Genomic DNA, 25,720 nt, shown 5'->3' on the forward strand with positions numbered 1-25,720 from the left:
GAGGAAGGCATGTCGACCGCGGTCAAGACTCGTATCGGCGTTGCGGGCTACGGGTTCATCGGGCGCCACCTGTGCCGGTCGATACAGGACAATCCCGCTTGGGGGCTGGAGCTCGCATTCGTCTGGAATCGCGACGCCGGCAAGCTTTCGGCCTTGCCGGAAGGCCTGGCGCTGCCGGATCTGAGCCGGGCGGCCGACCGTTCGGCCGACCTGATCGTAGAGTGCGCGCACCCGCAGGTGACGGTCGAGCATGGCGCGGCGTTCTTGCGCGCGTCCGACTATCTTCCGCTTTCCGTCAATGCGCTTGCCGACGCCGACGTCGAGGCGCGTCTGGTGGCGGCCGCCAGGGCGGGCGGGCATCGCATCCTCATTCCGCACGGCGCGCTGATCGGGCTGGATAACCTGGTCGAAGTCCGCGACATGTGGGAGGACGTGACGATCACCTTCCGTAAGAACCCCGCCAATATCGATTTCTCCGAAAGCGGGATCGATCCGGCGGGTATCGAGGGCGAGACGGTCGTTTATGATGGGCCGGTACGGGGCATCGCACGCCTGTTTCCGCGCAATGTGAACACCATGACCACCTGCGCGCTGGCCACGGTGGGGCTCGATCTCTGCCGTGCCGTGCTGGTCGCCGATCCGGCGCTCGACGTCGCCATTGCAGAGGTGCGGGCGCGCGGCAAGGACGGTTCCCTGCATGAGTCCCGCAAGGTCCAGCCGGTGGTGGGGGTCTCGGGTACTGAGATGCTTGCGGCGCAGCTGAGTTCGGTTTTGCGGGCCGCGGGAGTGTTCCAGCCCGGTTTGAATTACGTCTGAGAGGGTGACATGATACGCACGACGACATCGATGGCCGGGCTCGATCCGGCAAGCCTGGACGCGGCCGACCCGCTGGCGCGGCACCGCGAACGCTTTCTGCTGCCCGAAGGGGTGATTTATCTGGATGGAAATTCGCTGGGCCCGGCCAGCCGCTCGGCCCTGGCCGCGCTGGATTCGGCGGCCCAAAGCGAATGGGCGGAGGGCCTCATCCGCAGCTGGAACACCGCCGGCTGGTTCGAGATGCCCCTGTTGGCGGGTAACCGGATTGCGCGGCTGGTGGGTGCCGAGGCGGGACAGGTCGCGGTATGCGACTCGGTGACCGTCAACCTTTACAAGGTGCTGCAGGCAGCAATGGGCCTGCGCCCCGGCCGCCGCACCATCGTGGCCGAGGCAAGCAGCTTTCCCACAGATCTGTACATTGCGGAAGGGGTGATCTCGCGCATGCCCGGGGCGCGCCTGCGGCTGTCGGGGCGGGACGCCGACACCCTGGAGGAACTGATCGACGACGATACGGCCGTCGTGCTGGTCAATCACGTCGACTATCGCAGTGGAGAACTGCGCGACATGGGCGCCCTGACCACGAAGGCGCACGCGGCGGGCGCCCTGGCAGTGTGGGACCTGTGCCACTCGGTGGGCGCGCTGCCGGTCGAGTTGGATGCCTGCGAGGCTGATTTCGCGGTCGGCTGCACCTATAAATACCTGAACGGCGGCCCGGGGGCTCCGGCTTTCGTCTATGCCGCCAAGCGCCATTACGCGCGACTGCGCCAACCCTTGTCGGGCTGGTGGGGACACGCAAGGCCGTTCGAGTTCGAGACGGGCTATGCGCCGGCGAACGGCATAAAGGCCTTCCTGACCGGCACGCCGCCGGTGCTCTCGCTTCGCGCGCTCATGGGGGCGCTTGACGACTGGGAGGACGTGGACATGGGGCAGCTTCGCGAAAAAAGCCTGCGCCTGACCCAATACTTCATCGACCTGGTCGAGGACCGTTGCGCGGGGCACGGGCTGGCGCTCATCGCCCCTCGCGATCCGCAGGCGCGCGGCAGCCAAGTCTCGCTGCGTTTTGCAAACGCCTATCCCGCAATGCAGGCGCTCATCGCCCTGGGCGTCATCGGCGATTTTCGCGCGCCCGACGTCATGCGCTTCGGCTTCACGCCCCTGTATCTCGGTTTTGCCGACGTGGCGCGCGCCGTGGAGGCACTGCGGGAGGTGCTTGACGGCAAGCTTTGGCGGGACCCGGCCTACTCAGCAAGGGCCGCGGTAACATGACGATCGTTTCCAAGGCCATGCATTGATGAATATGGATGACAGTCGTTCCAAGAGCACGGAGCCGCCGGGCCCTCGGGCGCAGGCCGCCGTCCCCGTCGTGGCCGTCGACTTCGAGCTTCACGAGCTGCTTTCCCATTTGCTGCGGCGTGCGCATTTTCACGCAGAAGCCGAGTTCGCCCAGGCCTACGAGGGCCTGGAGGCCACCTCGCGCCAATTGGCACTGCTCTTTACCATCAACCGCATGCCCGGCTCCAGCCAGGCCGAGCTTGCCGAGGCAGTGGGCATCGACGTCAACACCCTGAGCGACCTGGCCAAGCGCAGCGAGCGCAAAGGTCTGCTGCGCCGCGAGCGCTCGGCGGGCGACCAGCGCGCCTTCGGGCTTTATCTCACCGCTTCGGGACGGCAGATGGTGGCCGAGGCGGCGGTGATCACCCCGGACTATCAGAAACGCCTCGCCGGCAAGCTGTCTGAAAAAGAAGCGGACCGGCTCGTGGGGCTGCTGCATAAGATGCTGGGGTTGCGGCAAGGCTGTTCTTCCATATAGCCGGACTCTTTCTACATCGGGGTGACGCGATGCCGCCTCGAGGTTTTTCGGCCTCTGACCGGATGCATCGGCCTGCAGGAACGGTATATGCTTGACGCAGCCGATGTGGCCGGGCTCACTCGGCCCGAGGAGGAAAGAAATGAGCGGAAAATTCAAGGTCGGCGATCACGTGAAATGGAACTCGGAGGCCGGGCGCGTCTCCGGAAAAATCATCAAGGTCCACACGAGCGACTTCGAATACAAGGGGCACATGCATCGCGCCTCAAAAGACGAGCCCCAGTATGAAATCAAAAGCGACAAGACGGATCACATCGCCGCCCACAAGGAAAGCGCGCTCGAGCACGCATGACGCATGACGGCGACTACGGCCCTGCCATTCTTTACCATCGGGCACTCCAACCGGAGTATCGAAGAATTCCTCGAGCTATTGAATGGCCCGCATATCGAAGGCATCGTCGACGTGCGCAAAATTCCGATGTCCAGGGCGAATCCGCAGTTCAATGAAGACGCCTTGCCTTTGGCCCTGGCGCCATCTCGTATCGCCTATGAGCATATCGCGGCCCTGGGCGGCCTTCGCGGCAAGGGGGCGGGCGTGTCGGGGGATATCAATGGCTTCTGAAAGAACAGAAGCTTCCACAACTATGCCGACTATGCGCTTTCGCAGGAATTCCAGACAGGGCTCGAGCGTCTGGTCGAGCAGGGCCGGACGCGGCGCTGCGCCATCATGTGTTCAGAAGCGGTGTGGTGGCGCTGCCATCGACGCCTCATCGCCGATCACTTGATCGCACGCGGCGAAACCGTATTCCACATTATGGGTCCGAATCGGCTGGAACCGGCCCGGTTGACCACGGGCGCGGTGGTACGCTCCGACGGAAGCGTCGTCTATCCGGCCTGAAATTCCCGCTCTGGTTTCTTAGATGGGCGGGGCAAGGCTGGCTCAGGCACAAGCTCTGGCAAGACGAGGCCTGCTCCACGAGAGCCGCCGTGACGTGAAGGTGGCTCAGCCTAGATCTTCGTCAGGTCGTCGAAGATCTGCGGATTCAGCAGAATCGAGCGGCCGACGCCGCCGATGTCGGTCCGGCCGCAAAAGGCCATGCTGACGTCCAGCTCCTTGGCGATGATTTCCAAGGCGCGCTCGACGCCGGCCTGCCCGCCGGCGCCCAGGCCGTACAGAAAGGCCCGGCCAACGAGGGTGCCCCGCGCGCCCAGCGCCACGGCGCGCAGCACGTCCTGCCCCGAACGCACGCCGCCGTCGAGCCAGACTTCGATGTCATCGCCCACGGCGTGCACGATGTGGGGAAGGGCGGCGATGGAAGACGGCGCGCCGTCGAGCTGGCGGCCGCCGTGGTTGGAAACGATCAGAGCGTCGGCGCCGCAGGCCACCGCATGCCGCGCATCTTCCGCGTCCATGATGCCCTTGACCACCAGCTTGCCGCCCCAGGCCTGCTTGATCCATTCGATGTCCTGCCAGCACAGGGCGGGGTCGAATTGCTCGGTCGTCCATGAGGCAAGCGACGAGACGTCGCTGACTCCTTTTGCGTGGCCGACGATGTTGCCGAAGCTGCGTCGCGGGGTGCGCGACATCGACAAGCACCACTGCGGCTTGGTGGCCAGGTTCAGCAGATTGCGCAGCGTGGGCTTGGGCGGGGCGGTAAGCCCGTTCTTGATGTCCTTGTGCCGCTGGCCCATCACCTGCAGGTCCAGGGTCAGCATGAGGGCCGAGCAGCCGGCCGCTTTGGCGCGATCGATCAGGCGGCGCATGAAGTCGCGGTCGCGCATGACATACAGCTGGAACCAGAACGGCCGCGAAGTATGCGCGGCCACGTCCTCGATGGCGCATATGCTCATGGTGGAGAGCGTGAAGGGCACGCCGAAACGCTCCGCCGCCCGAGCGGCCAGGATTTCCCCGTCGCCGCACAGCATGCCCGTCAGCCCGGTGGGAGCCAGTGCCACGGGCATGGCCACGTCGGTCCCGATCATGGTGCTGCGCAGATTGCGCGACTGGATGTCCACCGCCACCCGCTGCCTGAACTTCAGACGTTGAAAATCATCGACGTTGCTTCGATAAGTGCTTTCCGTCCATGAGCCCGAGTCGACGTAGTCGTAGAACATGCGCGGTACGCGCCGCTGGGCCATCTGGCGCAGGTCTTCGATGCAGGTGGCGGTCGTCAGGCGGGACAAGGGCATTTCTCCGATGCATGCGGGGCGGGATAGCTGGCGATTATAAATTAGGCGGTATCGGCTTGAACCAGGTCCGCGGCGGCTGCGCGGACGGCCGCCATTTCGGGCGCCTCGTGCGCGTACACGGCCATGGCGCGCGTCCCGTTCCACCATAGCACTCGCGCCACCTTGACCTGGCTGGCGATTTCGAGCGCCTGTATGGCGTCGCTTTCGATGAAATGCGTGTAGCGCTGCTCGATGATGGCCTGGGCCTTGTGCCGGGCGGTTTGCGCCGCCGTATAGCGTGCCTCGTCGCGCATGATGAGCCGGCCGCTGAAGCCATGGCGGTCGAGCCAGGCCTGGGTGCGCGCCCGGTCCTGTTCGGGCCGGCCGGTGACGATGGGCAGGCTGCGCAGCTCGCGATTGGGCAGCGTCGTGTGCGGCTCCAGGGCGTCGCGCCTCAGCAGCGCCGCCTCGAGATCATGCAAATAATGCTCTTCGGGGATGTCGGGCAACAGGATGCCGTCCAGGTCCATGGCCCACGATGCATAGTCGTGCTCCGGGCGATCGGGCAGATTTCCCGTGGCGCCGAAGGCGTCGGTGATCGATTCCCGCTCCCAGGGAAACCAGGCGCGGCAGCCGGCCGGTATCTGAAAGCCGAAATCCGGCACGACGCGTGATTGATCGTCCCAGGCAAGCGTGAATGTCTGGGCCTGGAATCCATGGCGGCGAAGAAAATCCACGCTGTCCGAAAGCGTGGTGCCGCGGCCCGCGATGTCCTCGACCAGCAGCACCCGGGCGCCTGCCGCCGGAGTCTGTTGGGTGAACCACGAAACGCGGCGCGTCGCGCGGTCGTAGCCGAGGGCGTGCAGCGGTAGGCTCAGCGCCGTCGACACCATCACCCCGGGCGCCAGGCCCCCGCGGGCGATGGCCACCACGGCATCGAACCCCATCGACCGCCATTGGGAAACATAGCCGCCGATCAGTGATTCGACCCAGTAATAATCGCAGGAATAGGCTCTGGTCATAGGGCGATTGTAGTCAAACGGCAATAAAAAAGCCGCTTGGGGAGGCACCCCAAGCGGCTTCGACCAGCTGACAACACTGGGTAATTCTGGCGCGGCTGGCAGGATTCGAACCCACGACCCCTTGGTTCGTAGCCAAGTACTCTATCCAACTGAGCTACAGCCGCCAAAGAAGCGAAACTATAACATAGATTTTTTTTCGTGTCTTGCAGGTGTACGTTTTATCTGCCCGCGGCCCCCGAGCCAATGTTGCAGTTTCGTCATAGGGCGGCCGCAAACCGGAAAAGCCGGCGGCTCTATTTTCCCCGACGGGCCGGCTCTATTTTCCCCGACGGGCCGGATCTCTTTGCCGCGGATGGATGGTTTCGGGATGCTTCTCCGATGCCGGTTCGGTCGGAGGTTTTGACTTCTGCGCCAGTTCACGCGCCTTCGGCCCCATGATTCCAGGATAGCTGGGGGGCTGGGCTTGGCCGGACGGTTCAGGTCTGTCGGGTTTATCGCCTCGCTCGTGACTGGGTGTATTGTGAGCCGGATTGGTGTGTCCCGGGTTCTTCTTGGCGGGCTGTCCCGGCCCGTCTATGCCCGATCGATACTGTCCCGGCCCGTAGGGCTCGTGCAAGCGGGCGTCCATATCGTCGCCCTGTTCGGGCTCCGAATGAGTGGGTTTTTTCGGCTCTTGCGCCATGGCGGCTCTCCTGGAGATTTCATTCCATTTCGAGGAAAGCGACGGGGCGGATCAGCGCTTCTTGGTGTCGCGGATCGCGTCCTTGGCATCCCCGACCTTGCGCTGGGCGGAGCCGGCGTTCTTCTCGGCCTTCCCTTCCAGTTCGGTCATGGGCTTGTTCGCCGCCTTGCCGACTGCCTCTTTTACGCCGCCCTTTACTTCTTTGGCGGCGCCTTTCACGTGGTCCTTGTTCATAGCGGATCTCCGTTAATCAGGGCACATGCCCTGTCACCCGTCTATGCATGCAAGCAGCATGCCCGGCCCCCAGGGCTTTTATTTATCGAGCAGACCTTCTCCCGCCTTCTTCATTTCTTCTCTCTGTTCATCGCTGACTTTCGGAAAAGCCAGATCCAGTTTCTCGAGGGTCTGAAGCAGAATGTCCGCGACGATCAGGCGCATGTTTTCCTTGTCGTCCGCGGGTATGACGTACCAGGGAGCGTCTTCGGTGCTGGTGGCGTTGAGGCATTTTTCGTAGGCTTCCATGTACTGGGGCCAGAACTGGCGCTCGTACAGGTCGTTGGGGTCGAACTTCCAGTTTTTACGGGGAGTCTGGATTCTGTCGCGAAGGCGTTTTGCCTGTTCACCTCTGGAGACGTTCAAAAAGAACTTGACGATGCGGGTTCCGTTGCGGCTTAGATGGGCCTCGAATTCCCTGATGGACCGGTAGCGCTGTTTCCAGACGACGTTGACGGCCGGCGCGCCGGGAATGTTCTGATCGGCGAGAATCTCCGGATGCACGCGAACCACCAGTACTTCTTCATAGTACGAGCGGTTGAATACGCCTATCATGCCGCGCCTGGGCAGTTGCAGCGCGGCGCGCCACAGGAAGTCGTGCGCGCGCTCCAGGTGCGAGGGCTGCCTGAAGGACGACACGTTGCAACCCTGGGGGTTGATGCCCGAGAACACGGCGCGGATGGTGCTGTCCTTGCCGGCGGCGTCCATGGCCTGGAAGACGGCCAGCACGGCATGGCTGCCGGACGAATAGAGCTTTTCCTGCAGCTCGTCCATGTCGTTGACATATTCGGCCAGCCGGCGCTGGTAGTCGTCGTGGGAATCGTAAATCGGGGCGGCCAGGGTCGGGGCCTTTTCGATGCGAAAGGGCTTGCGCGGATCGATGCGGTATTCGTCGGGGTCTATCGCCATGCTGTCTCCATTCTGGCCCGGTCGCGGACATGACATTTTGTGCAACATCGGCCGGGTGCGCAAGAAGAAGGGCGCAGCTCGACAGCACCGGATTCCGGTGCTAGCATGGCCCGGTATCTTTCAGGAGCGGTTCAGCTCCGCCCCAGCGCTGTTCAGCCTGGTGTTTCGTTTCTTACCACGATCGAATCCGCTACTGGAGTGATTCCATGAATACGTTCTCTGCCGTGCGCAGGAAGTATCTGCTCTCTTTTTCCGCCCTGGCCCTTTCCGCAGCCTTGTCCCTTACTCCTGGCGCTTCCGCCCTGGCACAGCAAACCCCTTCCAAACTCGTCATTACCGCCATCCCCGACGACGGCGATGCCGACCGCATGCGCGAGAACTTTGGCGCGCTGGCCAGCTACCTGGGCGATGCGGTCGGCATCCCGGTGGAATACATGCATGTGGAGAACTACGCGGCCAGCGTGACGGCCCTTGCGACGGGCCGCGCCCACATAGCCTGGCTGGGCGGGGTCACCACCGCTCAGGCCCGCATGCAGATGGGCGACGGCATCACCATCCTGGGCTCGCGCGACATCGACAAGGGCTTCGTCAGTTATTTCATCGCCAATCCGGCTACGGGGCTTGGCCGAGTCACCGACCTGGGCGAGTTGGCCAAGGCGGCCCAAGGCAAGGGCTGGACCTTCACCTTCGGCAGTAAAAGCAGCACCTCGGGCCATGTCATGCCGCGCAAGTTCTTCATCGATCAAGCCGGCGCCACGCCCGAGAGGGTGTTTCGCACCGTCGCCTATTCCGGCAGCCACGATGTCGTCATGCAGATGGTGGCCGACGGCACCCATGATGTCGGCGCGCTGAACTATGCAAGCTGGGACAAGGCTCCGGGCGAATTGCAAGCCAAGGCCCCCGTCATTTACAAGACGCCGCCCTATATCGATTATGCGCTGACGGCTCGCGCCGATTTGGGGCCCGAGCTGCTGGACAAACTGCGCGCCGCACTGCTGGCTCTGGACGCCGGCGACGAGAACGGCGCCAAGGTGCTCAAGTACCTGAAGGCCGGCAAGTTCGTCGAAGCCGACATTTCCGAGTGGCAAAGCGTGGTCGACCTGCTCGAGTCGGGCATAGACATTGGCAATTGACATCCATTCCCCGCCGCCCGTCGCCATCGAGCATGCGGCGGTGTCCTATGGGCGCCGCCGGGTGCTCGACGGCATCCAAGTGTCCGTCGCCCACGGCGAGCGGGTGGCCGTCATCGGCCCGTCCGGCGCCGGCAAGACGACGCTGTTCCGCCTGATCGCGGGTCTGGCCAAGCCGGCCGAGGGACGCGTCGCCACGCTTGGCCGGGATGTGGCGCGACTGCGGGGCAAGGATCTGGCCCGGCTGCGGCGCGAGGTCGGATTTCTCCACCAGCAGGACAATCTCATTCCGCAGCTGCGGGTGGTGCACAACGTATTGATGGGGCGTCTGGGGCATTGGTGGCTGCCGCGCGCGCTGTGGTCCCTGCTGTGGCCGCAAGAGCTGGGGCGGGCGATGCAGGCATTGTCCCGCGTCGAGTTGGCCGACCGCTTGTGGGCATTGCCCGACGAGCTGTCGGGCGGGCAGCAACAGCGGGTTGCCGTGGCGCGGCTCATCGTGCAGCAGCCTCGCCTGGTGCTGGCCGACGAACCCGTCAGCGCCCTCGATCTGCGCCTGGGCCGGGAAATCATCGGGCTGCTGTGTGAGCTGGCCGGCCGGGATGGGGCGACGCTGCTCGTCAACCTGCATTCGCTCGACCTGCTGCAGGGCAACTTCGACCGTGTCATCGCCCTGCGGGCGGGGCGGGTGTATTGGCAGGGCGCCCCCGCCGACATCAACCAGCAATTGCTGCGCGAGTTGTACGGCGCCGAATACCGGGCCTTGCACCTGGACGAGATGGCGTTGCCGGCATGACGAAGGCGGACTTGCGGGCAATGCGGCGCCATGGCCGGCGTCCGTTGGGCAGCTTCATTGCGCTGCTGATGCTGGCTTTGGCTTTGCTGGCCGCCTGCTTCGCCGTCGAATGGGACTGGGCCGCATTGACCGATGCGCAGCGCCGGGCCGAGGCCGCCGCCAGGATGGGCGCCTGGTTGGCCGCTTTTCTTTCTCCCGATCTATCGGCCGAATTTCTTCGGCATTCGTGGGACCTGACGCTGCAGACCCTGTCGGCGGCAGTATTGGGTACCACGCTCGCCGTCCTTCTTGCCTGGCCGCTGGCCATGGGGGCAAGCAGGGCGGTGTGCGTGGGGGAAGAGCGGGACGGTTTTTTTGCTTCAAGACGGCCCCAAGGCAATGTCCTGCTGCGCCATTTTCCCTTGCGTTCGCCGGCGGCCCTGCTGTGCGCTGCCTGCCGACTGCTTCAGGACATATTGCGGGCGGTGCCCGACTTCGTCTGGGCGATCATCCTCGTGGCCATGATAGGCCTGGGCCCGCTGACAGGCGCGCTGGCCCTGGCGCTGAACATCACCGGCATACTGGCCAAGGTCTACAGCGAGCTGTGGGACGGCGTGGACGAAACGCGCTATGCCCAGGTCAGAAGCCAGGGCGGGGGGCGCCTGGCCACTTTCCTGTACGGCATCCGGCCTCTGGCGTCGCGCAATGTGCTGTCGTTCACTTTGATGCGGGCCGAGTGCGCCATCCGCAACGCAGCCGTGATAGGTGCGGTGGGCGGCGGCGGCCTGGGGTCGGAGATCTGGTATCAGATCCGCTTCGGCGCATGGGACAAGGTCGGCACGCTGATCCTTTTCACACTGTTGCTGACGCTGACGGCCGACCTGGCCAGCAATCACGTGCGCGGCCTGTTGCGGGGCGATGCCGCCCGCGCGGCGAGCCGGGCGCCTCAGGTCGACGCCGCGGCGGCCGCCGTGGTGCCGGGGCCTTCCTTGCGACCCTGGTATGCGATGGGCTTCGTCATTGCGGTGGTGGTCTGGTCGCTGTGGTTCATGGGGTGGGGCAATCGGGCCGGCGAGGGAGGCGCGTCGCGCAACCACTTGGCGCCCGCGGCGGAACTCTTTACGGGCAAGGCCTGGGACAACCTGGGCTTTTTCCGGCGCCTGCTGTCGCCCGAGCTGGACCTGCCGGCCATCGGGATCGGACCGCCCGAAGCGGTTGCGAAACGCCGGGCCGAGGGCAAGGCCGTCGATCTGTTCGCGCAGTATGGCCCGGGCGATTTCCGGCGTCCCGCTGCCTGGTCGGCCTGGCTGGATGAACTGCGCAAATGGTTTGTGTGGCGCGCGGTGGAATCGGCCGCCGTGCCGTTGGCCATCGCGGTGGTGGGCACGGTGCTTGGCGTCGCTGCGGCCATACTGCTGACTTATCCGCATTCGGCCACCTTCCAGCTGCTGTCCGGCCGCTTCAGCGGCGAAACCGCGCCGCCCTGGCTGCGGGCATGGCGAGGCCTGCAACTGGCCGCGGCGCGAGCCGTCGCCATGATTGCGCGCGGCGTGCCGGAAGTCATGTGGGCGTTCCTGTTCATTGCCTTCTTCGGCCCGGGGCTGGTGGCGGGAACCCTGGCCATCGCGGCCCATACTCTCGGTGTGCTGACACGCGTGTTCGGCGAAGCGGTCGACAACCAGCCCTTACGGCGCTTCGAGCCGACTTGCGGCGCATCGCGGCGCATGACCTATGCCATGGTGGCGGTGCCCCTGGCTTGGCGCGACTGGATGACCTATGCTTTTTTTCAGTTCGAAAGCAATGTCCGGGCAGCGGTGGTGCTGGGCCTGATCGGCGTGGGCGGCCTGGGCTTCCAGTTCAATTTCAATTTCGAGTGGTTCCGCTTCGAGCGCGCCGGCACCTATCTGATCGTGATGATTCTGCTGACGGTGCTGATCGACCGCAGCGTCCGGATGCTGAATCTTTCGCGCGTGGGGCGCTGAGGCGGCCGCCGTCATTCCGGCGCCCGGCCCGTGGCATCCTTTTCATGCCGGCATACGAACGACGGCCAGCTATTTTTTCTTGCCCGGCGCAGGGGCTTTCGTGTCCTCGGTGGCCGCCTTCATCAGCGGTCCGCAGTCGTTGGAATCATCGGTGCCCAGGTTCAGCAGCGGCAGGATGGCGGCCAGGGGAGTGGCGATGACGCCCAGTGCGACGGCGGCGCCTGCGCGGGCGGCGATGGGTCCTTCGTGCACGCCGATGTCGGGGTTCTTGAAAGTGCCCCGCACATACAGAGGCGTGCGCAAAGTGAAGATGCGCAGCGATTTGTTCTCCGGGTCGATGTCCAGGTCGAGTTTTTCGGTGGCCAGGTTGATGTTGCCCGTGATGTCTATGGTGGCGTCTTCAGTGTCCAGCTTGAACGCCTTGGTGTGCATCAGGCCGTTCTTGACGTCGAAGTCGGCGGCCAGGCAATTGAGCACGATCTGTTCGTCGCCGAACAGCTTGACGATGATCATGTCGGCAATGTTCAGGCCGGCGGCCTCCAGAATGAAATGGCTGACCGTTCCCTTGGTGACGACGCCCTTGAGTTCCCCGTTGGAATGGCCCAGCAATTCGGCGAACGACTTGCCCTGGCTGGACAGCGAGGCGTCGGCGTGCACCGTGCCGAGGCTGGCGCGCATGGATTCGGCGCCGCGCAGCAGCCTGCGCAATTGCAGGCCGCGGGCGGTGGCCTCGAGCCGCGCCTGGATCTGCGATTGGCGTCCGTTCAATTCGATGTTGGTGCGCAGCTTGCCGCCGGCCACGCCGAAGTTCAGGGGAGTGAGGGTCAGCAGCTTGTTGTCCAGCTTGACGTGAGCCTCGACATTGTCCAGCGGAAGGTTTTCATTGCGAACGATTTTTTTGCCCTTGAAATGCACGTCGGCGTCCATCACGCCCCAACTGTCGGTATTGATGGTATCTACCGGCAGCGCCTTGTCGGCTGGCTGCTTTTTGGCTTCCCCCTTGGCCTCTTCGCGCTTGTCCACGCCTACGACGGGGCCCAGATCCTTGAAGCGCAACAACTCTGACTGCACCGAGCCGGTGAGAAAGGAGCGCGGCTTGCGCACATGGAATTCAAGGGTGCCGTTCAAGTCGCTGGAGCCGACCGTACCCTTGAAATCCCGGTAGCGCCATACGTCGTTCTCCGTGGCAAGCTCGCCGGTCAGCCGGCCTTCGGTGTGGTAGGGCGGGGTATTGGGCAGGGCAATGCCGATGAGCGGATTCAGATCCGCCATGGTGGCGCCTTTCAGGACCAGGGCCAGATCCAGGGCGGCAAGCTGGGTGGGACGGGTGACCGAGCCTTCGAACTGTATGGTGGTGTCGCCGACCTTGAGGTCGGCCTGTATGGGAAAGGGTTGATCGGCCTCGGGGCTGTCCTGCTGCAGGGAGAGCAGGCCGCCGGCCTTGCCGGTGCCCGATATGGTTCCCTCTTTGTAGTGGCCCTCGGCCTTCCAGCCTACGCTATAGCCTTGCGCTTCGGCCTGGGCGAGCGAGTCCAGCGTGGCCCGCAGGTCGAGCGCCAGCTTGGGATCGCGCAACCGTATGTTTACGTTCTGCATGCCCAGCCGAAGCAGCACGAACTGCCATTTGGCGGGCTTTTCGCTTGGCGCGGGCTCTTCGCTCAATGTCCAGTTGCTGGCGCCGCTTTCGGTACGAACCAGATCCAGGTCGGCGTCCTTGAGTTCGAGGCTGGCGACGCGTATGGTGTTGGCGAACAGGGGGACGGGGTCCACAAGCAGCTTGAGCTGGCCGGCGTGGCCCATGTCCTGCTCGGCCGAAGTCCATTTCGGCTGGCCGACGCGGATGTCGTTGGCCGTGATTTCAGGCCAGGGCAGCCAGCGCTTCCACCCCGACCGTTCGACGGGGCGCTTCCAATGCACCTGCAGGTCGCCCCGGATTTCCACCTGACGATGGGTGAGGGTGCTGAGCTGGCGGCCCACCCATGGCCTGGCATAGTTCCAGTTGAAGGTGGCCGCCACGGTCAGCGCGATGGCGATGATGAGCGCCAGGGTCAGTACAATGCCGATCAGAATCTTCGCGTAGCGGGGCATAGGCGTCCTCTTTTCAGGCCGGCGACTGTGCGCGGTCCGGGTCCGGCACTTGCAGCTTGCGGCGGTTCTTCAGTCGTTCTTCTTTCCATGCGGCCATGTCGACATCCCGGATACCTGCTTCTCTGCTGGAGGCCTATCGCCAGACCGACTACAGGGTCCAGGCGCCACGCCCCTTCGTCATGCATATCGGCCAGGCCAGCCAGGCCTTGTGCCTGCTGCACCGGCAGTACGGCGTGGCATCCAGCGCTTTCATCACCGCCAGCAACCCCTACAGCCGATTGCTGACGGACCAGGAAAATGCCGAACGCCGGCAACGTCTCGCTGAGGCAGTCGCGCACGGAGGGTGGCGCGGCATTCCGGGAAGTGGCAAGCATATATCGGGCCCATGGCCCGCGGAAGCCAGTTTTCTCGTACTGGGAATAGACCGGGAAGAGGCCCGGCGTCTGGGCCGGGCCTTCGAGCAGAACGCCATCATATTTTGCGGAGCCGATTGCGTTCCGGAGCTGATGCTGCTGCGCTGAGGGTGGCTCGAAAGGGCCTGGGCCGCTGTGTCACTTGCGTGAGATGTGCGGGTTTCCGGCGATATAGAAGCGCAGCGGCTTGTCGGCCCATTCTTTGGCGTAAGCGACGCCCACCCGTGGGGTGGCGACGATGTCGGGAGCAGGGGCGTCCTCCGGAGCCAGCAGGTGCAATTCATCGCTGCAGAGGTCCTGGCCATACTGGCGCAGATCGATGCCCATGGCGCGCGTAAGCAGGCCGGGCCCGCGCGTATTGCCCTCGACGTTGGCCAGCGGCTCCACGGCGCGCAGCAGCACTCCCGTGCCGCTGCCCTCGGGCTCGGTCACCACGTTCATGCAATGGTGCATGCCGTAGATCAGGTAGACATAAGCATGCCCGGGCGGGCCGAACATGGCGCGTGTCCGGCGGGTCAGTCCCTTGGACGAGTGGGCCGCCAGGTCGGTGGGGCCCAGATAGGCTTCCACCTCGACGATGCGGGCCATGCGCGGCAGGCCTTCCACATGATGGACGAGAATTTTGCCGAGCAGGTCGCGGGCGACAGTCTCGGTGTCGCGGTTGTAGAAATCACGGGTCAGTTTCTGCATGAGGTTGCCGAAAGCAAGAGAAGTGCCGCCGTTCGGCGGGAAAACCTCTTGTCGCAAATTAGTCGAATATTTTCTTAATTATCGCTTGACTTCGCCATAAGGCGCCGCTACGATGAGCCGCTAGATTTTCAAGTTCGTTGTAGTTTGTCCAATCAGTACCAAAAACAGTACTTTTTTGCTCCATCTCCACCCTTGATAGTCTGTTCCCGGGCAAGCTCGCCCATCTTTTTTTAAGGGTTGCAAAAATGCAAACTGAAACTGGTATTGTCAAATGGTTCAACAACGAAAAGGGCTACGGCTTCATCAAGCCCGAGTCCGGCGGTAAAGACCTTTTCGCCCATCACACCGACATCATGGGCACGGGCTTCAAAACCCTCGAAGAAAACCAGCGCGTCTCGTACGTGGCTGCCGAGGGCCAGAAAGGTCCCCAAGCCAAGTCGATCCAGGTCATCTAAGCCTGTTTTTCCGTAGGCCGCCCATGGCGGCCATGGAGCGTAAAACCCATCTCGCGAGAGATGGGTTTTTTGTTTTGCATGCGCCGTGCTCACCTGGATGGCGAGTTAGCCGCCAGGTAGCGATCCAGTTCTTCCTGCAAGGGCTTTTTCTTGCCGTCGGGCAGAAAAGAGGCCTCGATGCTGTTGCGCGCCAGCGCGCCGAGTTCCCGCCTGCCGAGAGACAGGGAGCGGGCCGCTTCCACGTAGTTGTCCGCCAGATATCCGCCAAAATAGGCCGGGTCGTCGGAGTTGACCGTGACGCACAGGCCCTGGCGCAGCAGCCGGGCCAGGTTGTGCTGTTCAAGTTCGTCCACCACGCGCAGCTTCAGGTTCGACAGCGGACAGACGGTCAGGGGCGTACGCTGTTCGATCAGGCGCCGCAGCAGCCGGGGGTCTTCTTCGCTGCGCACGCCGTGGTCGATGCGCTCGACGCGCAGCAGGTCCAGGGCGTCCCGCACATAGGCGGGCGGGCCTTCTTCGCCGGCATGGGCCACCAGCCGGAAGCCCAGCTCGCGGCATCTGGCATAGACGCGCGCGAACTTCTCCGGCGGATTGCCGCGTTCCGACGAGTCCAGGCCGATGGCGACCCAGAGATCGGCGTATTGATCGCGCAGGGGCAGGGCCTGTTCGAGCACGGCGAAGGCGTCGGCTTCGCTGAGATGGCGCAGGAAGCTGAGTATCAGGTAGCCGCCAAGGCCCCATTGCTCGCGCGCCTGCCGCATGGCGGAGGCCAGGCCGGCGAATACTGTTTCGATGGCGACGCCGCGGTCGGTGTGCGTCTGCGGATCGAACATGATCTCTACATGGCGGGCGTCGGCATGGACGCGTTCCAGGTAGGCCAGGGCCATGTCGTGGAAATCGCGTTCGGTGAGCAGTACGCTGGCGCCGGCATAGTACAGGTCCAGGAAGGACTGCAGGTCGGTGAAGGCGTAGGCGTCGCGCAGCGCCTGTTCAGAAGCATAGGCCAGTTTCACGCCGTTGCGCCGGGCCAGTTCGAAGATCATCTCGGGCTCGAGCGTGCCCTCGATGTGCAGGTGCAGTTCGGCCTTGGGAAGACCCGTTACGAAGTCACGCAGCGCCTGGTCCGAAGAGAAGCTGTCCATGTCGCCCTCGTCAAGCATGGCGCCAGGCCGCCAGCGCCACCAGCGCCCAGGCGATGATGAAGGCCGTCCCGCCCAAGGGGGTGACGGCGCCCAGCCACTTGGTGCCCGAAAGCGCCAGCACGTAGAGGCTGCCGCTGAAAAGCACGATGCCCAGCAGCATCAGCGCGCCCGCCCAGCCCAGCAGGGGCGAGTTGAAGCGCGCCATCAGCGCTGCGAGGGCCAGCATTCCCAGGCCGTGCACCAGTTGATACAGCACAGCGGTCTGCCAGATCTGCATCATGTCGATCGACAGCATGCGCTTGAGGCCATGCGCGCCGAAGGCGCCGGCGCCGACGCCGATCAGCAGGCACAGCGATGCGGCAATGACGAGGGGACGATCGCTCATGGAAATTCCTTGTTTCTATGCGTTTCATGGAATGGCCCGGCCGCCGCGCGACGCCTTGCGACCGGGAGACCTACGGCCGATACTATGATGGATCGGCCGCGTTTTGTCTAAGCCGCCTCAAGTTTTAACATGGAAGCAGCCGGGTCAACGCCTGCCGCGCATCACGGAGGACGCCATGAAGTGGACCACGCACGAAGTCGAAAACCAGGTGCCCGAACTTGGCGACTACAACCTGTACGCCTCGGACGCGGCGCTGCGGGAAGCCGTAGTCCGCGAGGGCGCATCCGCGCGCGAGCAAGAACTGACGGAATACGGCGCCTGGCTGGGCACGGCCGAGGCCGCCGATCTGGCGCGCCAGGCCAATGTGAACCCGCCGTGCGCCGAGCGCTTCGATCGACGCGGCTTTCGCGTCGACAAAGTGCATTTTCACCCCGCCTGGCACGTCTTCATGCAGAAGGCCTTCTCCCACGGCATGCATTGCAGCGCCTGGACGTCCACCGAGCCGGGGCCGCAGGTGGCGCGCGCGGCCTTTTATCTGCTGCATGGCCAGATCGAGGCGGGCACCCTGTGCCCGCTTACCATGACCTCCGCGGCCATACCCCTGCTCGGCCGCGAGACGCTGTACGAAAGCCTCCGTCCCCTGCTGTTCTCGCGCCGCTACGATCCGTCCGACGCGCCCCTTGGCGCCAAGACGTCCATGCTGGTGGGCATGGGAATGACCGAGAAGCAGGGCGGCTCCGATTTGCGCAGTGTCGCCACCCGGGCGCTGCCCCTGGGCAAGGGCGGGCGCGGCGCAGACTACTCTCTGATCGGTCACAAATGGTTCTTCTCGGTGCCGACCTCGGACGCCCATCTGGTGCTGGCGCAGCACGAAGAGCAGCACTCCTGCTTCTACGTGCCGCGCTGGCAGCCCGACGGCAGCCTCAACCGCGTGCACATCCAGCGGCTCAAGGACAAGCTCGGCAATCGTTCCAATGCCAGCGCCGAAGTCGAGTTCGTCGAAGCCTACGGCGTGCTGGTCGGCGAACCCGGACGGGGCATCGCGACGCTGGTCGAAATGGCCTCGCTCACCCGGCTCGATTGCGTGCTGGGAAGCGCCGCCCTCATGCGCCAGGCGCTGGTGCAGGCCCTGCATCATGCGAACCATCGCCGGGCGTTCGGCAAAAGGCTGATCGAACAGCCGCTGATGCGCGCCGTGCTGGCCGATCTGGCGCTCGAGAGCGAGGCGGCCACCACCCTGGCCCTGCGCCTGGCGCGCGCCTTCGAGGGCGAAGGGCCGCTCGACCTTGCCTACCGGCGCATCCTCACGCCCGCCGCCAAGTTCTGGGTCTGCAAGAGGGCGGTGGGCCTGACGGCCGAGTGCATGGAGGTATGGGGCGGCAACGGCTATGTCGAAGACGGCCCCATGCCGCGACTGTTCCGCGAGGCGCCCGTCAACGCCATCTGGGAGGGCTCGGGAAACGTGATGTGCCTCGACGTGCTGCGGGGGCTCCGGCGCGAACCCGAGCTGGCCGGGGCGCTCATGGACGCCTTGGTCAGCGAAAGCTCGGACGAGCCTTTGTTGTCGCAGCGCGCCGAACAGCTGGCGACCCTGGCCTCGGCGGACGAGGCCACCCAGCAGGGGTGCGCGCGCCATATCGCCCAATGGCTGGTCCTGCTGGTTCAGGCCAACCTGTTGCGCCGCCATGCGCCCGCCGAAGTGGCGGAGGCCTTCCTGAAAACCCGCTTCGGCGGACAGGCCCTGGCCCTGCACGGGCTTGCCGACCACGCCGGGGCGGCCTCGGCCCTGATTCGCAGGGCCTGGTACGAATAGCAGCGCAAATTTGTATATCATTCGGCTATGACGTCATCAGGATGGGGCCGGAACTGCAACGTGCCTAAAAAAACATCGAACAAGACAACCAGGTCGGCACGCCGGTATGCGGGTGTGGCCGCCACCGCCATCGTGCTGGCCGCGGCCCTTTGGCAGCAGGGCGGCGTGATGGCGCGCAGCGATTCGGAGGCGGCGCCGGCCCACCAATTCCAGCTAAGCGGCAAGGTGGTCCAGGTGGCCGACGGCGACACTTTCACCCTGCTCGTCGACCGGCGCCGCGAGCGCATTCGCATGGCCAGCATCGATGCGCCCGAAACCACCAAGGACAGCGACAGGCCGGGCCAGCCCATGGCCCAGGCGTCGCGCAAAGCGCTTGCCGGCCTGATCGCGGGCAGGCAGCTCACGGTGCTGTGCTATGAGCGCGACCGCTACGAACGCAGCATCTGCGACGTGCCGCTCGAGGACGGCACCACCGCCAACCAGCGCCAGGTCATGCGCGGCATGGCCTGGGCCAATATGGAAGGCCGCGGCAAATTCATGCGCGATCCCTCGCTGCCCGGGTTCGAGGACAAGGCGCGGCGGGCGCGCACGGGGCTCTGGAGCCAGGCGGGGCAAGTCCCGCCCTGGGTGTGGCGCTATCAATGCTGGAAGCAGGGGCAGTGCTAGGGCGGCGCCCGGACACTGCGGCCTTGGCTCGCATGGCGGGCCTGGCGCTGCTTGCCCTGCTGTTTTTGCTTGCCGCCTGCTCCAAGGCGCCGGTGAACAGCCCCTATGTACGGGGCGCCGAGGCCGAGAACGTGTTGTACACCGCCTTCTCGCAGCGCTCTCCCAAGTATCTGGACCCGGCCAGTTCGTACTCGGCCGACGAAACACCGTTCACCTATTCCATATACGAGCCGCTGTACGGTTACGACTACCTGGCTCGCCCATACCGATTGCATCCGCGGGCGGCGCGCGAAATCAGCCAGCCCGCCTATTACGATGCCGACGGAAAGCGGCTTCCCGATGACGCCCCGGGCGAATCGATTGCGCTGAGCGTCTACGATATCGAGATCCGGCCGGGCATACTCTTCCAGCCTCATCCGGCCTTTGCCAAGGACGCCTCGGGCAACTACGCCTATTGGCCGATCACGGCCCGGGGCCTGGAGGACAAGTACGCGATTTCGGACTTCGCCCTGAGCGGCACGCGCGAGCTGACCGCCGACGACTACGTCTACGGCATACGGCGCCTGGCCAGCCCGGGCGTCGTGTCGCCGATTCTCGGCGTCATGTCCGAGCACATCGTCGGCCTGGGCGAGTACGGAGCGCATTTGCGCGACGTCCAGAAGCAGCGCGAGCAGCAGGGCGAGCACGGCTGGCTCGACCTGAGGCAATACGGCTTCGACGGCGTGCAGGCGCTCGATGCGCACACCCTGCGCATCCAGGTCAAGGGCAAGTATCCGCAATTCAAGTATTGGCTGGCCATGACTTTTCTTGCGCCCATGCCTTGGGAAGCCGATCGCTTCTACCAGCAGCCGGGCATGGCCGAACACAATCTGTCGCTCAATACCTGGCCCGTGGGCACCGGCCCCTACATGCTGACCGAATCCATACAGAACCGGCGCCATGTGCTGACGCGCAATCCCAACTTCCGCGGCGACCCTTATCCCTGCGAGGGCGAGCCGGTCGATGCGCAGCGAGGCCTGCTGCAAGACTGCGGCAAGAAGACGCCCTTCATAGACCAGATCGTGTTTTCCATCGAGAAGGAAAGCGTGCCGCTGATGGGCAAGTTCCTGCAGGGCTACTACGACGTGCCCGAGGCGGACGATTCCAGCTATGGCGTGGCCATGCAGGTGGCGGCGGGCGACTCGCCCGAGAAGGCCGAGCTGTATCGCGATCGAGGCCTGCAGCTGCTCACATCCACCGAGGCGCAGATCTATTACCTGGGCTTCAATTGGCTCGACCCGGTGGTCGGGGGCGGGGACACGCCAGAGCAGGCCGAGAAGAACCGCAAGCTGCGGCAGGCGATCAGCATCGCCTTCGACTGGGAGCAATACATCCAGATCTTCCTGAACGACCAGGGCGAGCCCGCCTACGGACCGGTGCCGCCCGATATTCCGGGGCACCAGGACCTTCCCGAAGGGCTCAACCGCTCGGTCTATACGCTGGAGGACGGGCGGGCGGTTCGCCGTCCCCTGGACGAGGCGAAGCAGCTGCTGGCCGAGGCGGGCTATCCTAACGGCCGGCACGCCGATACGGGGCAGCCGCTGATCCTGCATTTCGACTCGGCGGGCGGCATGGGCTCGAACGCGACGGTGGACTGGATGCGCCGTCAACTCAAGGCATTGAACGTCGAGCTCGAGGTGCGCGCCACCGACTACAACCGTTTCCAGGACAAAATGCGCCAGGGAGCGGCCCAGATGTTCATGTGGGGCTGGGTGGCCGATTATCCCGACGCCGAGAACTTCCTCTTCCTGCTCTACGGTCCCAATGGCAAGGCGCAGCATGGCGGCGAAAACGCGGCCAACTACGAGAACCCGGAATTCGACCGGCTGTTCGAGGCCATGCGCTTCCTGGACGACGGGCCTGAGAAAGAAGCCCTGGTCCATCAGATGGTGCGCCTGGTCCAGCACGACATGCCGTGGATGTTCGGCTTTTATCCCAAATCGGGCGGCGCCTACCAATCCTGGGTCGCCAATGCCAAGCCCACCCAGATGGTGCGCAACACCTTGCAGTACCTGCGCATCGATCCGTCCATGCGGGCCGAGCGGATAGAAAGCTGGAATCCGCCCGTCTGGTGGCCCTTGTGGCTGCTGCTGGCGGCCGCTCTTCTGGGCGTCTATCCGGCAATGCGCATCATACGGCGGCGCGAGCGCGCCACAGCGCTGGCCGACGTCTCCGGCCGGAGGGAATCATGACGTCCTACATATTGCGGCGGCTGCTGTACGGCGTGCTGGTCCTGATCGGCGTCAACCTGCTCACCTTCGTCCTGTTCTTTGCCGTCAATACGCCCGACGACATGGCGCGCATGGCCATAGGCGGACAGCGCGTCAGCCCGGAAGCCGTCGAGAAGTGGAAGGCCGAGCGCGGCTACGACAAGCCGCTGTTCTTCAATGCGCAGGCGCAAGGGTCGGCCCGGCTGACGCAAACCATTTTCTTCGAGCGCTCGGCGCCGCTGCTGGTATTCGATTTCGGCTTTTCGGACGGCGGACGCAGCATCGGCCACGAGATCCGCCAACGCATGGGGCCCAGCCTGGCGCTGGCCGTGCCGACCTTCATACTGGGCTTGTGGGTGTGCATTTCGTTTGCGCTGCTGCTGGTGTTCTTCAGGAACACACCGCTGGATTTCGCCGGCGTGGTGCTGTGCGTGCTGCTGCTTTCCATTTCCGGCCTTTTCTACATCATCGCCGGCCAGTGGCTGTTCGCCAAGGTGCTGCGCTGGGTGCCGTACTCGGGCTATATGGAGGGCTTGAGCAGCCTGCGCTTTCTGGCGCTGCCGGTATTGGTGGGCATCGTCTCGCGGCTGGGCGCCGAATCGCGCTTTTACCGCACCCTGTTCCTGGAAGAGATCCATAAGGACTACGTGCGCACCGCCCGCGCCAAGGGCCTGGCGGAGCGCGTCGTCCTGTTCCGCCACGTGCTGCGCAACGCGATGCTGCCCATCCTGACGGGCGCGGTCTCGGCCATACCGCTGCTTTTCATGGGCAGCCTGATCGCCGAATCGTTCTTCGGCATACCGGGGCTGGGCAGCTACACCATAGACGCCATCAACGCGCAGGACTTCTCCATCGTGCGGGCCATGGTCTTCCTGGGTTCGGCCCTGTACATCGTGGGGCTGATCCTGGCCGACATCTCGTACACGATTTTCGACCCTCGGGTCCGTTTCGAGTAGCGCCATGCCCAAGTTCACTTTCCTCTGGACCGACGTCTTCGTGTATTGCCTGGTGGCCGGCATGGTGCTGTACGGCTGGCGGGTCGCCCGCACGCCGGCTTTGCGCAGGGCCTGGAGCAGTGTCGCGCGAACCTCCTCGGCCATGTGCGCGGCCATGGTGCTGGGGGCCTTCCTGCTGATCGGCCTGCTCGATTCCATCCATTACCGTCCGCAGATGCCGCCGGCGGCGGGCCAGGAGGCCTCCCAGCCCGTTTATTCACCGGTCGTGCGGTCGGCCCTGGACGACGTGCTTTCGTGGTCCCGGCTGGGCAGTCCGGAGGCGACTTATTCGGCTCCCCTGGCTCTGCGTCAGTTCACCAAGGAAACCCAGATCATCGACGGCGAGGCGGTGCGCGACTACCCGCGCCTGAAGCATGCGGGCCTTTCGCTGCACGACGACGGCGACCATGCAGGCGACCTGCGCCGCCGCCTGGCCTGGGGCGCTGCGGCGGCCCTGTTCGTGTCGGCTTTGGCGGCCTGCCTCATGACGGCCTGGGGCCTGAAGGCTGCCGGCGGGTCGGCACGGCGGGCCTGGAAAGCCTGGTGGCGCAGCGAGTCGGGGGTGCCGTGGCGGGCCATGTGGGTCACCTTCTGCCTCATGGCGCTGGTGGTGTGCATGGGCTGGGCGCTGGCGCTGGACTATCACGTGCTGGGCACGGACCGCACGGGCAACGACGTGCTGCGCCAGGCGCTCAAGAGCGTGCGCACGGCGCTGGTGATCGGTACGCTCACCACCCTGGCCATGCTGCCCCCGGCCTTGTTCTTCGGCATCTCGGCGGGCTACTTCAAGGGGCGGGTCGACGACGTCATCCAGTATATATACACGACGCTGACCTCCATTCCCGGCGTGCTGCTGATCGCGGCCTGCGTGCTGATGATGCAGGTCTACATCGACACCAATCCCGAACTCTTTCCCACGGTCGCGGCGCGCGCCGACCTGCGGCTTTTCCTGCTGTGCCTGATACTGGGCCTGACCGGCTGGGCGGGGCTGTGCCGGCTGCTGCGCGCCGAAACGCTCAAGCTGCGCGAATTGGAGTACGTGCAGGCCGCGCGCGCCTTCGGCGTCGGCCATTGGCGCATCATGACACGGCATCTTCTGCCCAATCTGATGCACATCGTGCTGATCACCATGGTGCTCGAGTTCTCGGGCCTGGTGCTGTACGAAGCCGTGCTTTCCTATCTGGGCATAGGCGTCGATCCGGCCACGCCTTCTTTCGGCACCATGATCGATTCCTCGCGCATGGAAATGTCGCGCGACCCGATGATCTGGTGGAACCTGCTGGCGGCCTTCCTGTTCATGCTGGCCCTGGTGCTGTCGGCCAATATCTTCGCCGACGCCGTCCAGGCCGCCTTCGATCCGCGCACGCGCCGCTTCCGTCCGAGGCTCAAGCGCCCGGAGGCGGACAGCGCGGCCGGCACGCACGGAGCCTCGCCATGAACGCGCCGCTCGAATCGTTGTCGGCGGGCGCGGCCTCAGGGGGACGCAAGGTGCTGACCGTCGACGATCTTTGCGTCGAGATCCAGAGCGATGAAGGCGCCATGCTGGCGGTGAAGCGCCTGGGGCTGGCCTTGCGCCTGGGCCAGACTTTCGCCCTCGTCGGCGAATCGGGCTGCGGCAAGAGCATGACGGCGCTGGCGCTGCTGCGCCTGCTTCCCGAGGCGGGCCGCATGATACGCGGCGATGTCGTGCTGGAGGGCACCGATCTGGGCCGCCTGCCCGAATCGGACATGCGTTCCGTACGGGGCGGGAAGGTGGGCATCGTCTTCCAGGAGCCTTCCACCAGCCTGAATCCCGTGCTTACCGTGGGCCGCCAGATCGTCGAAACCTTGCAGGCGCATACGCCGCATCGCGGCGCCGCGGCGCGCCGCAAGGCGATAGAGTGGCTGGAGCGTGTCGGCATCGAGGATGCCGAGCGCCGTTTCCACGACTATCCCTTCCAGTTTTCGGGAGGGCAGAAGCAGCGCGTCATGATCGCCATCGCCCTGGCGGCCGAACCCCGGGTCCTGATCGCCGACGAGCCGACCACGGCCCTGGACGTGACCGTCCAGGCCCAGATCCTCGAGCTGCTGGCCGACATCCAGAAGGAAATGGGCTTGGCCATACTGCTGATCACGCACGACCTAGCGGTGGTCAGCAAGGTGGCCGACCATGTGGCTCTGATGCGTCACGGCGAGATCGTAGAGACCGTGCCGGCGCGGCAGTTCTTCAGCGCCGCCCGGCATCCCTATGCCCGCCAGCTGCTGGCGGCCATCCCCACTTATGGCAAGCGCGGCAGACCGCTGACGACGGTGGAAAGCGATCCTGCGCATCGATCGGATGCGGCGCGGGCGACTGCGTCCGAATCCGCGAATGACACGGCGACCACGCGCGCCGTGGAATCGGCTGCTGCGATATCCGGCGGGGGCGATGCCGATGAAGCGGCGCGCGCCGCCCGGCCGGCCACGCCTTCGGCGGGCGAGCCGGTGCTCGGCGTGCGAGATCTGTGCGTCAGCTATCGCGCGCGCGGCGGCCTGTTCAGTTTCAACCAGGCCGGCGTGGACGTGGTGAAGGAGCTCTCGCTGGACTTGTATCCGGGCGAGACGCTTGCCCTGCTGGGCGAGTCGGGCTGCGGCAAGACGACGGCCGCCAAGGCCCTGCTGCGACTGCTCGAGAAGCAGGCGCGGGTAAGCGGCAGCGTGACCCTGGCGGGGCAGTCGGTGCTGGACGCAGGACGCGCCGGCTTGAAGCGCGTCCGAGGCGACATGCAGATCGTGTTCCAGGATCCCTATGCATCGTTGGACCCGCGCATGCAGGTGGGCGACATTCTCGAAGAAGGCGTGGCGGCCCTGCGTCCCGATCTCTCGCGCCAGAGGCGGCGGCATCGGGTGCGGCAGCTTCTGGATCGTGTAGGCCTGCCGTCGGGGGCCGTGGAACGCTATCCGCACGAGTTTTCCGGGGGACAGCGGCAGCGCATCGCGATCGCCAGGGCGCTGGCGGTGGAGCCCAAGGTGCTGCTGTGCGATGAACCCACGTCGGCGCTGGACGTGTCGGTGCAGGCGCAGTTGCTGGAGCTCTTGCAGCAACTGCAGCGTGATTCGGGCATGGCTTATCTGTTCATTACGCACAACTTCGGCGTAGTCGAGTATCTGTCGGACCGCATCGCCGTCATGCACGAGGGACGCATCGTGGAAACGGGCGAAACCGGCCGCGTGCTGCACCACCCCGCGCACGAGCAGACCCGGCGCCTGCTGGCCGCGGTGCCTCGCCTATAATAGACATACT

The 25,720-nt window shown here is 64.9% G+C and carries 24 protein-coding genes, 1 tRNA gene and 1 pseudogene; 16 read left to right on the forward strand and 10 right to left on the reverse strand.

What is annotated here, in order from left to right; translation table 11 throughout:
• Nucleotides 1-9 precede the first annotated feature (9 nt).
• The 5 genes and pseudogenes from CSC67_RS09690 to CSC67_RS09710 all read left to right on the forward strand — a co-directional run bounded on the left by CSC67_RS09690 (nucleotide 10) and on the right by CSC67_RS09710 (nucleotide 3,521).
• Nucleotides 10-816, forward strand: coding sequence for an aspartate dehydrogenase domain-containing protein (locus CSC67_RS09690; RefSeq protein ID WP_167752829.1), 807 nt, complete (start codon nucleotides 10-12; stop codon nucleotides 814-816).
• Nucleotides 817-825: 9 nt separating this feature from the next.
• Nucleotides 826-2,082 (forward strand): kynureninase, encoded by a 1,257-nt coding sequence (gene kynU / locus CSC67_RS09695; RefSeq protein ID WP_245220188.1) that lies wholly within the window; start codon nucleotides 826-828, stop codon nucleotides 2,080-2,082.
• A 31-nt stretch (nucleotides 2,083-2,113) separates the two neighbouring features.
• On the forward strand, nucleotides 2,114-2,626 hold the full coding sequence (locus tag CSC67_RS09700; RefSeq protein ID WP_167752830.1) for a MarR family winged helix-turn-helix transcriptional regulator: 513 nt from the start codon (nucleotides 2,114-2,116) through the stop codon (nucleotides 2,624-2,626).
• A gap of 139 nt (nucleotides 2,627-2,765) precedes the next feature.
• Entirely contained in the window at nucleotides 2,766-2,975 is a 210-nt protein-coding gene (locus CSC67_RS09705) for a hypervirulence associated TUDOR domain-containing protein (RefSeq protein WP_118994304.1), read from the forward strand.
• Nucleotides 2,976-2,978: 3 nt separating this feature from the next.
• Nucleotides 2,979-3,521 (forward strand): annotated as a pseudogene (locus CSC67_RS09710) (DUF488 domain-containing protein).
• A 110-nt stretch (nucleotides 3,522-3,631) separates the two neighbouring features.
• Here CSC67_RS09710 and CSC67_RS09715 read toward each other — a convergent pair.
• The 6 genes from CSC67_RS09715 to CSC67_RS09735 form a co-directional block, all read right to left on the reverse strand.
• Nucleotides 3,632-4,813: an alpha-hydroxy acid oxidase gene (locus tag CSC67_RS09715; protein WP_118994305.1), complete on the reverse strand. Its 1,182-nt coding sequence runs from the start codon at nucleotides 4,811-4,813 to the stop codon at nucleotides 3,632-3,634.
• A 41-nt stretch (nucleotides 4,814-4,854) separates the two neighbouring features.
• The gene (locus tag CSC67_RS09720) at nucleotides 4,855-5,814 is read right to left on the reverse strand and encodes a phosphoribosyltransferase (RefSeq protein ID WP_118994306.1); all 960 of its coding nucleotides are present in this window, start codon (nucleotides 5,812-5,814) and stop codon (nucleotides 4,855-4,857) included.
• 87 nt (nucleotides 5,815-5,901) lie between these two features.
• Nucleotides 5,902-5,978, reverse strand: a tRNA-Arg gene (locus tag CSC67_RS09725).
• A 152-nt stretch (nucleotides 5,979-6,130) separates the two neighbouring features.
• A complete protein-coding gene (locus CSC67_RS21230; RefSeq protein WP_135227456.1) occupies nucleotides 6,131-6,496 on the reverse strand; it encodes a hypothetical protein in 366 nt (121 codons plus the stop codon).
• 51 nt (nucleotides 6,497-6,547) lie between these two features.
• A complete protein-coding gene (locus tag CSC67_RS09730) occupies nucleotides 6,548-6,730 on the reverse strand; it encodes a CsbD family protein (RefSeq protein ID WP_118994307.1) in 183 nt (60 codons plus the stop codon).
• 78 nt (nucleotides 6,731-6,808) lie between these two features.
• Nucleotides 6,809-7,678 (reverse strand): polyphosphate kinase 2 family protein, encoded by an 870-nt coding sequence (locus CSC67_RS09735; RefSeq protein ID WP_118994308.1) that lies wholly within the window; start codon nucleotides 7,676-7,678, stop codon nucleotides 6,809-6,811.
• A 206-nt stretch (nucleotides 7,679-7,884) separates the two neighbouring features.
• On the opposite strand from CSC67_RS09735, the gene phnD reads away from it, so the two are divergent.
• The 3 genes from phnD to CSC67_RS09750 are packed head-to-tail and all read left to right on the forward strand — an operon-like array spanning nucleotide 7,885 to nucleotide 11,562.
• Nucleotides 7,885-8,811, forward strand: a complete 927-nt coding sequence (gene phnD, locus CSC67_RS09740) for a phosphate/phosphite/phosphonate ABC transporter substrate-binding protein (protein WP_118994309.1) — start codon at nucleotides 7,885-7,887, stop codon at nucleotides 8,809-8,811.
• A complete protein-coding gene (locus CSC67_RS09745) occupies nucleotides 8,801-9,601 on the forward strand; it encodes a phosphonate ABC transporter ATP-binding protein (RefSeq protein WP_118994310.1) in 801 nt (266 codons plus the stop codon). The genes phnD and CSC67_RS09745 overlap by 11 nt, the downstream gene beginning before the upstream one ends.
• Nucleotides 9,598-11,562 (forward strand): PhnE/PtxC family ABC transporter permease, encoded by a 1,965-nt coding sequence (locus CSC67_RS09750; protein WP_118994311.1) that lies wholly within the window; start codon nucleotides 9,598-9,600, stop codon nucleotides 11,560-11,562. The genes CSC67_RS09745 and CSC67_RS09750 overlap by 4 nt, the downstream gene beginning before the upstream one ends.
• A gap of 69 nt (nucleotides 11,563-11,631) precedes the next feature.
• On the opposite strand, the gene CSC67_RS09755 is transcribed toward CSC67_RS09750, so the two are convergent.
• Nucleotides 11,632-13,650: an AsmA family protein gene (locus CSC67_RS09755; protein ID WP_118994312.1), complete on the reverse strand. Its 2,019-nt coding sequence runs from the start codon at nucleotides 13,648-13,650 to the stop codon at nucleotides 11,632-11,634.
• Between the two features lie 95 nt (nucleotides 13,651-13,745).
• On the opposite strand from CSC67_RS09755, the gene CSC67_RS09760 reads away from it, so the two are divergent.
• A complete protein-coding gene (locus CSC67_RS09760) occupies nucleotides 13,746-14,171 on the forward strand; it encodes a DUF3293 domain-containing protein (protein ID WP_118994313.1) in 426 nt (141 codons plus the stop codon).
• A gap of 30 nt (nucleotides 14,172-14,201) precedes the next feature.
• Here the strand turns inward: CSC67_RS09760 and CSC67_RS09765 are convergent, their stop codons facing one another.
• A complete protein-coding gene (locus tag CSC67_RS09765; protein ID WP_118994314.1) occupies nucleotides 14,202-14,753 on the reverse strand; it encodes a DNA-3-methyladenine glycosylase in 552 nt (183 codons plus the stop codon).
• Between the two features lie 245 nt (nucleotides 14,754-14,998).
• On the opposite strand from CSC67_RS09765, the gene CSC67_RS09770 reads away from it, so the two are divergent.
• The gene (locus tag CSC67_RS09770; RefSeq protein WP_017525167.1) at nucleotides 14,999-15,208 is read left to right on the forward strand and encodes a cold-shock protein; all 210 of its coding nucleotides are present in this window, start codon (nucleotides 14,999-15,001) and stop codon (nucleotides 15,206-15,208) included.
• 89 nt (nucleotides 15,209-15,297) lie between these two features.
• On the opposite strand, the gene CSC67_RS09775 is transcribed toward CSC67_RS09770, so the two are convergent.
• Nucleotides 15,298-16,350: an adenosine deaminase gene (locus tag CSC67_RS09775; protein WP_118994365.1), complete on the reverse strand. Its 1,053-nt coding sequence runs from the start codon at nucleotides 16,348-16,350 to the stop codon at nucleotides 15,298-15,300.
• Nucleotides 16,351-16,360: 10 nt separating this feature from the next.
• The gene (locus CSC67_RS09780) at nucleotides 16,361-16,735 is read right to left on the reverse strand and encodes a DUF423 domain-containing protein (RefSeq protein ID WP_118994315.1); all 375 of its coding nucleotides are present in this window, start codon (nucleotides 16,733-16,735) and stop codon (nucleotides 16,361-16,363) included.
• Nucleotides 16,736-16,910: 175 nt separating this feature from the next.
• Here CSC67_RS09780 and CSC67_RS09785 point away from each other — a divergent pair, with 175 nt between their 5' ends.
• From CSC67_RS09785 to CSC67_RS09810, 6 genes are all read left to right on the forward strand, one after another.
• Entirely contained in the window at nucleotides 16,911-18,548 is a 1,638-nt protein-coding gene (locus CSC67_RS09785; protein ID WP_118994316.1) for an isovaleryl-CoA dehydrogenase, read from the forward strand.
• A 60-nt stretch (nucleotides 18,549-18,608) separates the two neighbouring features.
• The gene (locus CSC67_RS09790) at nucleotides 18,609-19,214 is read left to right on the forward strand and encodes a thermonuclease family protein (protein ID WP_245220189.1); all 606 of its coding nucleotides are present in this window, start codon (nucleotides 18,609-18,611) and stop codon (nucleotides 19,212-19,214) included.
• Complete coding sequence (locus tag CSC67_RS09795) at nucleotides 19,190-21,445, forward strand: ABC transporter substrate-binding protein (RefSeq protein ID WP_118994318.1); 2,256 nt, start codon at nucleotides 19,190-19,192, stop codon at nucleotides 21,443-21,445. Before CSC67_RS09790 ends, CSC67_RS09795 begins: the two co-directional genes overlap by 25 nt.
• Entirely contained in the window at nucleotides 21,442-22,419 is a 978-nt protein-coding gene (locus CSC67_RS09800) for an ABC transporter permease (RefSeq protein ID WP_118994319.1), read from the forward strand. Before CSC67_RS09795 ends, CSC67_RS09800 begins: the two co-directional genes overlap by 4 nt.
• Nucleotides 22,420-22,423: 4 nt before the next feature.
• A complete protein-coding gene (locus tag CSC67_RS09805) occupies nucleotides 22,424-23,896 on the forward strand; it encodes an ABC transporter permease (RefSeq protein ID WP_118994320.1) in 1,473 nt (490 codons plus the stop codon).
• 101 nt (nucleotides 23,897-23,997) lie between these two features.
• Nucleotides 23,998-25,710, forward strand: coding sequence for a dipeptide ABC transporter ATP-binding protein (locus tag CSC67_RS09810; protein WP_425337643.1), 1,713 nt, complete (start codon nucleotides 23,998-24,000; stop codon nucleotides 25,708-25,710).
• The last annotated feature ends 10 nt before the right edge of the window (nucleotides 25,711-25,720 follow it).

It is taken from the genome of Pusillimonas caeni (genome assembly GCF_003545815.1).
In the GTDB taxonomy this organism is placed as follows: domain Bacteria; phylum Pseudomonadota; class Gammaproteobacteria; order Burkholderiales; family Burkholderiaceae_B; genus Pusillimonas; species Pusillimonas caeni.